Origin of the sequence: Pseudomonas sp. GD04058, from assembly GCF_029836855.1 — a bacterium.
Classification (GTDB): Bacteria; Pseudomonadota; Gammaproteobacteria; order Pseudomonadales; family Pseudomonadaceae; genus Aquipseudomonas; species Aquipseudomonas bharatica.
On record NZ_JAOECN010000032.1, the window covers coordinates 31,235 to 43,342 of the forward strand.

12 protein-coding genes are annotated in these 12,108 nt (G+C 65.9%); 4 read left to right on the forward strand and 8 right to left on the reverse strand.

Annotated elements, in window-relative coordinates; all coding sequences use genetic code 11:
• Positions 1–990, forward strand: coding sequence for a prephenate dehydrogenase dimerization domain-containing protein (locus N7650_RS21785; RefSeq protein ID WP_009394432.1), 990 nt, complete (start codon positions 1–3; stop codon positions 988–990).
• Positions 887–2,344: an MFS transporter gene (locus N7650_RS21790; protein WP_100228073.1), complete on the forward strand. Its 1,458-nt coding sequence runs from the start codon at positions 887–889 to the stop codon at positions 2,342–2,344. The genes N7650_RS21785 and N7650_RS21790 overlap by 104 nt, the downstream gene beginning before the upstream one ends.
• 139 nt (positions 2,345–2,483) lie before the next feature.
• On the opposite strand, the gene N7650_RS21795 is transcribed toward N7650_RS21790, so the two are convergent.
• From N7650_RS21795 to N7650_RS21830, 8 genes are all read right to left on the reverse strand, one after another.
• On the reverse strand, positions 2,484–4,142 hold the full coding sequence (locus N7650_RS21795) for an ATP-dependent DNA ligase (protein ID WP_009394435.1): 1,659 nt from the start codon (positions 4,140–4,142) through the stop codon (positions 2,484–2,486).
• The gene (locus N7650_RS21800; protein WP_279899978.1) at positions 4,139–5,158 is read right to left on the reverse strand and encodes a ligase-associated DNA damage response exonuclease; all 1,020 of its coding nucleotides are present in this window, start codon (positions 5,156–5,158) and stop codon (positions 4,139–4,141) included. The genes N7650_RS21795 and N7650_RS21800 overlap by 4 nt, the downstream gene beginning before the upstream one ends.
• A gap of 165 nt (positions 5,159–5,323) precedes the next feature.
• Entirely contained in the window at positions 5,324–7,753 is a 2,430-nt protein-coding gene (locus tag N7650_RS21805; protein WP_279899980.1) for a penicillin acylase family protein, read from the reverse strand.
• 123 nt (positions 7,754–7,876) lie between these two features.
• Entirely contained in the window at positions 7,877–8,518 is a 642-nt protein-coding gene (locus N7650_RS21810) for a glutathione binding-like protein (protein WP_009394438.1), read from the reverse strand.
• A 231-nt stretch (positions 8,519–8,749) separates the two neighbouring features.
• Positions 8,750–8,953, reverse strand: coding sequence for an SEC-C metal-binding domain-containing protein (locus N7650_RS21815; RefSeq protein ID WP_279899982.1), 204 nt, complete (start codon positions 8,951–8,953; stop codon positions 8,750–8,752).
• A gap of 6 nt (positions 8,954–8,959) precedes the next feature.
• Positions 8,960–9,433, reverse strand: a complete 474-nt coding sequence (locus N7650_RS21820) for an LEA type 2 family protein (RefSeq protein ID WP_170394326.1) — start codon at positions 9,431–9,433, stop codon at positions 8,960–8,962.
• 2 nt (positions 9,434–9,435) lie between these two features.
• Positions 9,436–9,912 carry a YchJ family protein gene (locus N7650_RS21825; RefSeq protein ID WP_009398572.1) on the reverse strand — a complete coding sequence of 159 codons (477 nt, stop codon included), beginning with the start codon at positions 9,910–9,912 and terminating at the stop codon, positions 9,436–9,438.
• Between the two features lie 4 nt (positions 9,913–9,916).
• Entirely contained in the window at positions 9,917–10,411 is a 495-nt protein-coding gene (locus tag N7650_RS21830) for a DUF6231 family protein (protein ID WP_009398574.1), read from the reverse strand.
• 140 nt (positions 10,412–10,551) lie between these two features.
• On the opposite strand from N7650_RS21830, the gene N7650_RS21835 reads away from it, so the two are divergent.
• On the forward strand, positions 10,552–11,250 hold the full coding sequence (locus N7650_RS21835) for an OmpA family protein (protein ID WP_037060005.1): 699 nt from the start codon (positions 10,552–10,554) through the stop codon (positions 11,248–11,250).
• A 90-nt stretch (positions 11,251–11,340) separates the two neighbouring features.
• Positions 11,341–12,063 (forward strand): OmpA family protein, encoded by a 723-nt coding sequence (locus N7650_RS21840; protein ID WP_009398579.1) that lies wholly within the window; start codon positions 11,341–11,343, stop codon positions 12,061–12,063.
• Positions 12,064–12,108: the final 45 nt, after the last annotated feature.

A 12,108-nucleotide genomic window follows, 5' to 3' on the forward strand; every position in this document is an offset into this window, starting at 1 on the left:
TTGGACAACTATCTGGTCGTCGGTGGAGCCGGCATCGTCGGACGCTTTATTGCCGGGCTGCTGGCCGATGCCGGCCATGCACCACTGATCATCGACCGGGAGCCTGCCGGACGCGCCTTCGACCAGCGGGTGATGGACGCCCTCGACCTGCCGGAGCAGGCGCCCGAACTGCTCGAGGCCACCACTGCCCTGGTCCTGGCCCTGCCCGAGGAGGTCGCCTTGCAGGTGCTGGAGCGCTGTGGGGGGGCGATGCCGGCGCTGCGCCTGCTGGTCAATACCTGTTCGGTGCAGCAACCGTTCCAGGAATGTGCCGCAAGGTTGCTGCCGGGTGTGCCGTCGCTGGGGATCAACCCGATGTTCTCGCCGACCCTGGATTGCCGCGGCCGCCCGGTGGTGTTGTGCGAACGCGAACCCGGCGCGGCCGGGGCGCGCTTCGCCACCTTGCTCACCGCGCAGGGCATGCGCGTGCGGCATCTGGGCCCCGAGGAACATGACCGGACCATGGCGGTGTGCCAGACCCTGCCCCATGCGGCGGTCATGGCCTTTGCCTTTGCCCTGCAACGCAGCGAGTGTGATCCCGGGCTGCTGGCCGAACTGGCTCCGCCGCCGATGCAGGCGTTGCTCGCGCTGGCCGCGCGCATCCTGCACAACCCGCCGCAGACCTACTGGGATATCCAGCGTCACAACCGCCATGGCGCCCGTCAGCGCGAGCACCTCGCCGGCGGGCTGGATCTGCTGCACCAGTTTTGCCGCCAGGACTCGGCGGATGCCTTCGCCGCCGAGCTTGAGGCGGTGCGCCATTGGTTCGGTCCGGGGGCCGCCGGATACAGCCGTACCTGCACGCGGCTTTTCAATCTGTTGAACCTGTACCAGGGAGAGTTACCCGATGCACGAAGCGTCAAGCCCTCTGTTCTCGATGATGCGGGATCGCGCCAAGGGAGCGGCACTGCTGGTGATCATGCTGCCGGTCCTGCTGGTGACCATCGATAACACCATCCTCAACTTTGCCCTGCCACGGATTGCAGCAGACCTGAACCCTGGCGCCGCTGCGCAATTGTGGATGATCGACGCCTATTCGCTGGTGCTGGCCGGGTTGCTGGTCACCATGGGCAGCAGTGGTGACCGGCTGGGCCACCGGCGCCTGCTGTTCATCGGCTGCGGCGGTTTCGCCGTGGTTTCCTTGCTGCTGGCGCTGTCCCAGCAGTCTTGGCAACTGATCGCGGGTCGGGCGCTGCTTGGCGTCTTTGGAGCGATGATCCTGCCAGCGACCCTGGCCCTGATCAGCAGCGCCTTTCCCGAGCGTGAAGAACGGCGGGTCGCCGTGGCAGTCTGGGCCACCTGCCTGACCCTCGGCTCGGCGCTGGGGCCGCTGCTGGGCGGAGTGCTATTGCAGTTCTTCGGCTGGCCCTCGGTGTTTCTGGTGGCCTTGCCGTTCCTGTTGCCGGTATTGCTGCTGGCACCCTCGATCAAGGAGACCGAGCGGCAGGCCGGGGGCGCCATCGACCTGGCCAGCATCCTGCTCAGCCTCGCTGCCATGACCGGGATCATGCTCGGCCTCAAGCATGCCGCGGCCACGGGCCTCGATGCCCAGGCGGTGCTCTGCCTGCTCGCAGGCGCGGCCTGGGGGCTGCTGTTCGTGCGCCGGCAACTGCGACTGGACCAGCCGCTGCTCGACCTGCGGCTGTTTCGCCGACCGGCGTTCAGCGTGTCGATCCTGGTCAACCTGGTCAGCCTCGGCTTGCTGATCGGTTTCATCTTTTTTGCTACCCAGTTGCTGCAACTGGTGTTCGGCTTGTCGCCGCTGGCGGCCTGCCTGGTGCTGGTGCCGGGGCAGGCGCTGGCGATCATGGCCGGGATGGCGGTGGTGCCGGTCGCGCAGCGGGTGGTGCCGAATCGCCTGATTGCCTTGTGCCTGCTTGGCGCGGCGGCGGCCTTTGCGCTGATGGCGCTGGTGGAGGCCACGGTGCTGAGCCTGGGCATTGCCTTCCTTTTGCTGAACGTCAGCGTGGCGGCGATCACCAGTGTGTCCAATGACCTGGTGCTGGGCAGCGTGCCGGCGGACCGCGCAGGGAGTGCTTCGTCGGTGAGCGAGACGGCGTATGAGGTCGGGGTGGTGCTGGGGACCACCTTGATTGGCGGGGCGGTGGCAGCGGTGTATCGGCTGTCGCTGGTGGTGCCTGATGGGGTTTCTGCGGCAACGCTGGCCGAGGCTTATGCCGTGGACGGGCTGGCGCCGGCGGCGGGGCTGGCGTTCCGGGAAGGGGTGATGGTGACCAGCGGGGTGGTGGCGGTGGTGGTCGTGGCCTTTGCGTTGGTGGTGATGCGGGGATTGCGGGTCAGGTAAGGGGTGTTGTCGATGCTCATGGCCTCATCGCTGGCAAGCCAGCTCCCACAGGTTCACCGCTGCCCTCAAGAATGGTGCAGAACCTTGTGGGAGCTGGCTTGCCAGCGATTAGGCCATCAGCACCACCACAAGACCCGGGTCAACTGAGCAACCCCTGCAACGTCGCCAGGTCATCCGCTTCCTCCACCGGCTTGTCCTGCCGCCAGCGCAGCATCCGCGGGAAGCGTACTGCAATCCCGCTCTTGTGCCGTTTCGACAGGGCAATGCCTTCGAAGGCCAGTTCGAAGACCATGCTCGGCGTCACGCTGCGTACCGGGCCGAAGGTTTCGATGGTGGTCTTGCGGATCAGCGCATCGACGCTGCGCATTTCGGCATCGCTCAGCCCGGAGTAGGCCTTGGCAAAGGGCACCAGGCTGCGTTCCGGCGAGCCCGCCGGCGCATCCCAGACGGCAAAGGTGTAGTCGCTGTACAGGCTGGCGCGCCGGCCATGTCCGCGCTGCGCATAGATCAGCACCGCGTCCACGGTGAAGGGATCGATCTTCCACTTCCACCACACGCCCATGTCCTTGGTCCGTCCCACGCCGTAGAGCGATTCCCGGGCCTTGAGCATCAGCCCCTCGACCCCCAGGCTACGTGATGTTTCGCGTTGTCGGGCCAGATCATTCCAGTCACTGGCGGTCAGTACCGGCGACAGTTGCAATACCGATGCCGCGCAATTGCCGACCACCTGTTCCAGTTGTTGGCGCCGCTGGTACTGCGGCCGGTTGCGCCAGTCCTCGCCCTGCCACTCCAGCAGGTCGTAGGCCAGCAAGGCCACCGGTGCATCGGCCAGCAGTTTCTTGCCCAGGGTTTTGCGTCCGATACGCTGCTGCAACAGGGCGAAGGGCTGTACGGCGATGGCATCGGTGCGCGTGTCGGGCTTCCACACCACGATCTCGCCGTCGAGCACCGTGCCGTCCGCCAGGCAGGTGGCGATGGCATGGAGTTCGGGAAAGCGCTCGGTGACCAGTTCCTCGCCGCGCGACCAGATCCACAGTTGCCCGTCGCGCTTGACCAGTTGCGCGCGAATACCGTCCCACTTCCATTCCGCTTGCCAGTCGCCGACCGGGCCGAGCAGGGCGTCGAACTGCTCCACCGGCTGTTGCAGGGCATGGGCCAGGAAGAACGGGTAGGGCTGGCCACCGCGCTGCGCATGTTCCTCGGCGCTGGGCGGGGCGATCAGGGCCAGGTAGCCCTCGGGTGTGGGGCTGTGGCGCAGGTCGGTATAGCCGACCAGGCGTTGGGCCACCTGCTTGGCATCCAGGTCGGCCAGTTGTGCCAGGGCACGGGTCACCAGCAGTTTCGACACGCCCACCCGGAAGCTGCCGGTGATCAGTTTCATGCACACCAGCAGGCTGTTGCGGTCCAGTTGCGCCCACAGGGGCGGCAGGCGTTCGGCCAGGTCATTGGGCGCCAGGCCACGCAGGGGCAGCAGTTGTTCCTCGACCCAGTACGCCAGCCCGGCATCGCTGCTGTGCTCGCTCTCCGGCAGCAGCAGGGAGAAGGTCTCGGCCAGGTCACCCACCGCCTGGTAGCTCTCTTCGAACAACCACTCGGGCAGGTCCGACAGGCGCACGGCCAGCTCGCGCAGCAGGCGGGTCGGCACCAGCTGCCGAGGGCGTCCCCCGGAAAGGAAGTACACCGCCCAGGCGGCATCCTCGGCCGGGGCCTGGGTGAAGTAGTCCTGCAACGCTTGCAGCTTGGCGTTGCTGGAGGTCGTGGCGTCGAGGCGCAGGTACAGCTCGGCGAAGGCCTTCATGCTTCGGCCTCGCCACTGGTGCTGGCATCGTCTTCCTCACCGTACTCGGTGACGAAGCCCCGGGCATCGAGGCCTTGCTCCTTGAGGTAGCGCACCAGCACCTGCACCGAACCGTGGGTGACCATCACCCGCTCGGCGCCGGTCTGCCCGATGGCCCAGAGCAGGCCGGGCCAGTCGGCATGGTCCGAAAGCACGAAGCCGCGATCCACCCCGCGCCGCCGCCGCGTGCCGCGCAAGCGCATCCAGCCGCTGGCGAAGGCATCGCTGTAGTCGCCGAAGCGGCGCATCCAGCTGCTTCCGCCGGCGGACGGCGGGGCGATGATCAGGGCCTGGCGCAGCAACGGGTCGTTGCGTGGGATATCGCCGGCATAGCGGGTTTCCGGGATGTACACCCCGGCCTCGCGGTAGACGCGGTTCAGCGGCTCCACCGCGCCATGTGCGAGGATCGGGCCAATACTGGCGTCGATCCCGTGAAGAATGCGCTGGGCTTTGCCGAACGCGTAGGAAAACAGCACGCTGGCCTTGCCCTTGGCCTGGTTGTCGCGCCACCAGGCGTTGATCTGCTCGAAGATCTCCTGCTGGGGTTGCCAGCAGTAGATGGGCAGGCCGAAGGTGGATTCGGTGATGAAGGTATGGCAGCGCACCGGCTCGAACGGCGCGCAGGTGCCGTCGGGCTCGACCTTGTAGTCGCCCGACGCGACCCAGACCTCGCCCTGGTATTCCAGGCGCACCTGGGCCGAGCCGAGGACATGGCCGGCAGGGTGGAAGCTGAGGGTGACGCCATGGTGCAGCAGCGTCTGGCCGTAGGGCAGGGTCTGCAGGTTGATGTCTGCGCCGAGCCGGCTACGCAGGATGCCGGCACCGGGTTCGGCGCAGAGGTAATGCTGGTTGCCGGGGCGGGAATGGTCGCCGTGGCCATGGGTGATGACCGCGCGGTCTACCGGGCGCCAGGGGTCGATGTAGAAGTCGCCGGGTGGGCAGTAGAGGCCTTCGGGGCGGGCGATGACAAGGTCCATGGGCGTGGGGCCGGAGTGGGTGGGCTTGTATCGATAGAGCGGTGACCGGCTTGGGAAGTTCTTTGTTTTTGAGGGCCTATCGCTGCGGTGCGGCGATCCGACAAGCCAGCTCCCACAGACGCGATTCCCGTGGGAGCTGGCTTGCCAGCGATGAGGACCTCGAGGTCACTTGCCAGGCACCAGCGTCAGCCGCTTGCTGCCAAACACCCGCTCATGGTTCTGCCCCTGCAACGGCACGCTCTGGTACTGCCCGCGGAACCAGCCGTCCAGCCCGTTGAATTGCGGGCTTGCCGGGTTCCCCGATTGCCCGGCGCTGGTCAGTACCTGCAACGGCTCGGCCTGGCCGAAGTCCACCACCATGCGTATCGACGAAGGCAACGAGGCCTTGAAGTCCTGGCCCCAGGCATACCCCGACGGATTCAGCGTGCTGTGGTCGCCGCCGGTTGCCTGGGCCCGACGCTCGATGTTGTCGCCAATGCCGAGCAGGTTCGCCGTCGGCCATTGGTACTGGTGCAGGCGTCCCCATTGCCAGGTACGGCGGTCCGCGCCCATCTGCCGTTCGCCTTCACTGATCGCCGCGGCAAGGCTGCGGGCCAGGATCGTCGGTTTGTCTTCTTTTGCCGGGGTGTTGCGGTCATCCCAGAACGGGCTGTCGTCCCGGCCCAGCAGGTGATCGGCCTGCGCCGAGTAGGAGGATCGCGCGGTGCTGACGAACGCCTGCCAGGCCGGGCCCGACTCCGGGCCCAGTTCGTCGAGGAAGATGGCCTTGGTGCTTTCCTGCAGGAACAGCTCGTAGATCGCGGCATCGGTAGAGGTCTGGCTAAGACGTCCATCGAAAGCCATCAACCGGGTATAGGCCTCGCGGGCCCTGGCCTTGTGCTCCGGCGGCAGGGCCTCGATGGCCTTTTTCAGCGGCTGGGCCATGCCCGGGGCTTCGAACATCGCCTTGAGCCTGGCGGCGAACAGCGTGATCTGGTCGTTCTGCATGGCGATCAGGCTGCGACCGTCATGCTTGCCATTGCCGGCCAGTTGCGCCAGGCGCTCGGCCCGCTCCGGATAGGACCAACTGCTGGACAACTGCATGCCGTAGCCCTTGGGGGCGCTGCGCTGGTTGGCGGTACCGAGCCAGCCCTGCATCGGGTCCTGGTCGTAGGGGTGCAGCATCGGGTCGGCGTAACCGTCCCAGTCGTAGCGGCTTTCCCAGCCCGGCGACGGCACCAGGCCTTGGCCTTCGCGACGGTTCGGATAGCGTCCGGTGACCTGCCAGCCAATGTTGCTGGCGTCGGCGAAGATCATGTTCAACGCCGCCGCACCGATCTCGCGGCTGGCTTCGGAGGCCCGCTCGACATTGCGCGCGCGGCTCAGGTCGAACAGCGCATCGAGGCTGCGATCGCCCTTGAGGTCGGGCATTTTCAGGGCCAGGCCAAGGCCGCCCTGGGCGCCCGTGAGCAGCGTGCCGTGGCCGGTTTCGTAGATGACCTCGCGCAGCGGGCTGCGGCCCTTGATGATGTAGGTCTCGTTGCGCGCGCGCGCCGGCTGCCAGCGGCCGTCCACTTCGTAGCTCAATTGGTTGCCGCTGCGACGCAGTTTCTCCAGGTACAGGTCCTGGTTGTCGCCCATTACCGCACTGCTGCTCCAGGCCAGCGCGCCGTTGAAACCGGAGAGCACGAACGGCAGGCCCGGCAGGGTGAAGCCGGCGGCCTGGTACTTGCCGGTGCGAATCTGCACCGGGCTCAGCACCCAGGCGCCCTGGCTGTCGGCGGCCAGCAGGCTCTTGCCGCTGCGGCTGCGCTGCGGGGCGATGGCCCAGTTGGCTGAATTGCCGCTGCCGAGCACATTGAAGGCGGCCAGTTGCGCACTGACGGCGCTCACCGAGGCCAGGCCGGGCAACTGGCTGGCGAGGTTGAGGCCCTTGAGCTTGTCTGCCTCGGCCTCGGCCAGCGGTTCGTCCGGGTAGGTCGGCAGTAGCCATGCCAGTTTGTCGGCGTCGACTTTCTGCGCCAGGGTCAGGGCCGCCAGTTCTTCCTGCAGGTTCACCGACTGGCTGAAGCTGTACAGGGCGAAGACCAGCGCCGAGTCCTCGGCCTTCCAGTATTCCGGGCGATAGTCGGCAATCGGCGAAGGCAGTTTTTCGCGGTAACGGAACAGGTAGGCGTTGACGCCCCGGGCATACACCTCGAAGAAGCGCTTCACCCGTGGCGAGGCGTCGGCGTAGAGCTGGCTGGCGCTCTGCCGCAGGTTTGCCGCGCGCATGAAGCGATCGGCATCCAGGGCGTCGGCGCCGGCCATCTCGGCCAGGCGTCCCTGGGCCAGCAGGCGCATGGCCAGCATCTGCCCGATGCGGTCCGAGGCATGCACATAGCCGAGGCTGAACAGGGCGTCATGGAAGGAGCTGCTTTCGATCAGCGGCAGGCCCTGGGCGCTGCGCCGTACCGACACGTTGTTCGCCAGGCCCTTGAGCGGTTGCACGCCGACGCTGGGCGGCACGCTGTCGCGGACATTGCCCATCTGGCAACCGCCGAGGCTTAGCAGGCCGAGCGCGGCCGCAGCGACGCCGAAGCGCAGACGTGAAAGGGGAAAGGCTGGCGAGGCCATGGCGAAGCTCCTGCATGCAAGGGGAAGGCTGGCGGCGAAAGGCGCTACGTTAGTGAGCGCGCCAGCGCCATGCAAGCAGGGGCGCGGGCTTTATTTGCAAAGCCGCGCGCCGGCCATGTGAGCTTATTTCTGCGGCGGGTTGATCTTCTCCACCAGGGCGTAGGCGCGCTGGGTCGCCGGACGCGCCTGAATACCTTCGAACCAGGCCTTCAGGTGGGGGAAATCGTCGAGATTCTGCTCCTGCCACTTGTGCGAAACGATCCACGGATAGATCGCCATATCGGCGATGCTGTAGGCCTCTCCGGCGACGAACGGTCGGTCGGCCAGGCGCTTGTTCAGCACGCCGTACAGGCGCGCGGTCTCGTCGACGTAGCGCTTGATCGCGTAGGGGATCTTTTCCGGCGCGAAACGGTTGAAATGGTGGTTCTGCCCGGCCATCGGGCCGAGCCCGCCCATCTGCCAGAACAGCCATTGCAGGACTTCCTGGCGGCCGCGCAGATCCTGGGGAATGAATTTCCCGGTTTTCTCGGCGAGGTAGAGCAGGATGGCCCCGGATTCGAACAGCGACAATGGCTGGCCGTCCGCCGTGTCGTGGTCGACGATGGCCGGGATGCGGTTGTTGGGGGCGATTTTCAGGAAGTCGGCGGCGAATTGCTCGCCCTTGCCGATGTTGATCGGGTGGATCCGGTAGGGAAGGCCGGTCTCCTCAAGGAACAGGCTGATCTTGTGGCCGTTGGGGGTGGTCCAGTAGTACAGATCGATCATGAGGCGCTCCGTCAGTCTGCTGCGCTCCAGCGCAGCGGTGGGCGTCATGGATACCACAAAGCCCGACCGCTGTTACAGACTTGGCTTTGTACGATAAATGCCTGCGCGACGATCATGCTGCGTTGAAAACAGGCTCGGAATGCTCATTTGCAACCAGCAAACTCCGCTTCCTCGCCTGTTTTCGCCTTGCCTGATCGCCGCGCAGTCACTTCTCGTACAAAGCCACCAAACTCAGGCGCCGTGGCACTTCTTGAATTTCTTCTCGCTGCCGCACGGGCAAGGATCGTTGCGACCGACGTCCTTCAGGGCGTTGCGCACCGGCTCCTGGTGGCCGTGGTTGCAGTGCGGGCCATGTACATGGCCGTGGTCGTGGTGGTGATCGTGGTCGTGGTCGTGGTTGCAGTCTGGGCCGTGGACGTGGGGTTGCTGGTTCATTGCAGGTTACTCCGGGAAAAAATCGCCGGGGATTATCTCACCACTGCGCGCCAAGTGCAGGTCGCGGGCGAAGAATAATCCGGTGCGCAGCGTGCCCTCGAGGCGGTAATGCAGGGGCGTGTGCTGGCGCAGCATCTTCGCCACCGGCCTGGCGTGCTTCCACAGGTTGGTACGCACCTCGACCTTGAAGATCCGGCTGCCATTGGCATCGACCCGCAACCACTGGCCGTCGTCGCCTTCGGCCAGCAGCATGTCGTTGAGGCGTACGGCATAGCTCAGGCCGCGAACCTGCAGGGTGCTGTCGTTGGGGTTATCGATACGCAGGTGAAGGATGAAATGCTGCTGCAGCAGGCGCGCCTTCACCGTTTCGATCTTGACCAGGTGCACTTGCGGTTCGCGCCAGTCGCTGTCGAACCAGCTGGCGCAACCGCCCAGGCCCAGCAGCAGGCTGAACAGCAGCAGGCGCGCCAGCATCGCCATGCTCAGTTACCGACGTAACTCGAACAGCATTTCTTGAACTTCTGCCCGCTGGCGCAGGGGCAGGCGTCGTTGCGCCCGGCCTTGAGGCCCACGGTCGGGTCGATGAAATACCAGCGGCCCTGGTTCTGCACGAAGGCCGAGCGCTCACGGTGGCTGTGTTCACCGTCCAGGTCGTGCCAGCGCGCGGTGAAGGTAACGAAGGCATGCTCGGGCTGGCCGCCGAACACCTCGGCCGATTCAACCTCGAGTCCCAGCCAGGTGCTTTGGGCGCTCCACGCGGCGATGGCGGCGCGGTCGAGCCCGGCCTGCTGCACCGGCAGGGTGGTAGCCACCAGGTAATCGACCAGGCCCAGCACATAGGCGCTGTAGCGCGAGCGCATCAGGGCCTGGGCGTCGGGAGCCGGATGCCCGGCGTGATAATGCCCGCAGCAGGCGTCCAGCAGGTTGCCGCTGCCGCAGGGACAAACCGAAACGCTCATCGTGTCACCACCAGTACTTGCCGAAATTTTGCGGGTTGGCCCAGAACTTGGCGTTGAGCCAATCCGGGACCTGCTTGTAGTCGCGCACGTCGTAGGTGAACAGGTCGAGCACCTGCTCGTCGCGGCGGAAACGCTCGCTGGCCTGCAAGGCCAGGGAATAGAAGTCGCGGTCTTCCCATTGGCTGGCGCCCTTGTCGGCGAGCACGGCGATACGACTGGCATTGAGATTGCGGATGCCGCCCAGCAGTTGCAGGCCGTCGCGTTTCTCCAGGTGCTCCAGGCAATCCACCAGCAACGCCAGGTCGTAGCGCTTGCCGGCCAGTTCTGCCGGCAGCGGGCCGGGGCTGGCGATATCGATGCTGGCTCGCGGATGCGCTGCGGCGAAGGCGTCGAGTGCAGGGAAGGACGCACCCACCAGCAGCACACTGTGCGGGGCGTAGTGATCCAGCAGCGCCGCCAGGGCCTGTTGCGGCGTGCGCGAAGAAAAACTCTCGGTCATCGAAGATCCTCGTCTGTTCCGCCAAGCCTAGCGGGCAAAGGCTTTCGCGTCATGGCTTATTGCTGGCGGAGATGGAATCGGCGGTCTTTACTCCCAGAGCAGCGGTACCGCAAGGCACATTTCCCATGGAGAAGCAACAGATGAGCATAGTTCGCACAGCTTTACCTCTGGTTCTGCTAACCAGCGTACTGACTGGTTGTGCAGGTCTGCAAAAGACCGACTGGCCGAAATGCGCGGCGGTCGGGGGTGTCGGCGGTGCCGCGTTGGGCGCCATTGAAAGCAGCAGTTGGGCGGGTTGGGGCGCGCTGGTGGGCGGCTCGATGGCGGCTGCGTATTGCTGGGTGCATGGTGATGGCGATGAAGACGGCGATGGCGTACCGGACAGCCGCGACAAGTGCCCGGGCACGCCGCGTGGCACTCCGGTGGATGCCACCGGTTGCCCGCTGGCTCCGCCCGCACCGCCTGTGGTCGAGGAAGTGGTGGTGGTGAAGGAGGAAACCATCGTCATCCGCGATGTGCACTTCGCCTTCGACTCCGACAAGCTGACCGCTGCCGACAAGTCGCGCCTGAACACCATCGCCGAACGCCTGCGGGCAGAGAAAGAGGGTGTGCAACTGACCGTGACCGGACATACCGACAGTGTCGGCTCCGATGCCTACAACCAGCGGCTGTCGGACAAACGTGCCCACTCGGTGGTTCGCTACCTGGTGGAAAGCGGAGTGCCGCAGGGTTACTTCGTTTCGGTCAGCGGCGCAGGTGAAAGCCAGCCGGTCGCCGATAACAAAACTGCGGAAGGCCGGGCCATGAACCGCCGTACCGAGATCAAGATCCAGCGTTGATGTCCCGCGGCCCGTGGCTTGAGAACTGCCACGGGCCGGTCTTTACTCCTGTGTGCCGGTAATGGCCGGTAACACAGGAGGCATTTCCCCATGAACGCACTCACCAAGGCCGCGCTTCCGGTGTTACTGGCAGCCGGCCTGCTTTCAGGTTGTGCAACCCACAGCGACGGCAGCGCTCCGCTCAATCAACGTACCTGGCCGATCTGCAGCCTGCTGGGCGGGCTGGTCGGTGGCGGTCTCGGCGCCATCGAAAGTTCGGCCTGGGCCGGTGGTGGCGCGGCGGCCGGTGCCATTGCCGGTGGCTTGATCTGTTTTGTCCAGGATGGCGACCAGGACGGTGACGGGGTCTTCGACCGCCGCGACCGTTGCCCGGATACGCCGGCCAACACCCCAGTCAGCCACAACGGCTGCCCGTTGCCGCAGTACCCGCCTGCGCAGAAGGTCGCCGAGCCTGAACCGCCGCAGCCCGAGGTGATTACCCTGAGCGACCAGGGCAACGTGCTGTTCGCCTTCGATTCCGCCGAACTGACCCCGGCGGCCCGGCAGCAACTGCAAGGGCTGGTGGAAAGATTGAGCGGTGCGCAGGTCCTGAGTATCCGGGTGGTCGGGCATACCGACAGCAAGGGCACCGATGCCTACAACCAGGCGCTCTCCGAACGGCGTGCCGGGGCGGTGGCGACCTGGCTGATAAACGAGGGCATTGCGCCGCAGAAAGTCACCAGCATGGGCCGTGGCGAAAGCGAGCCGGTGGCCGACAACGAAACCGACGAAGGGCGTGCGCAGAATCGCCGGGTCGAGCTGCATCTGAATTGATCCGGCAACGCTGGCGGTCCGTTTGCGCACGGGCCGCCACGGTTT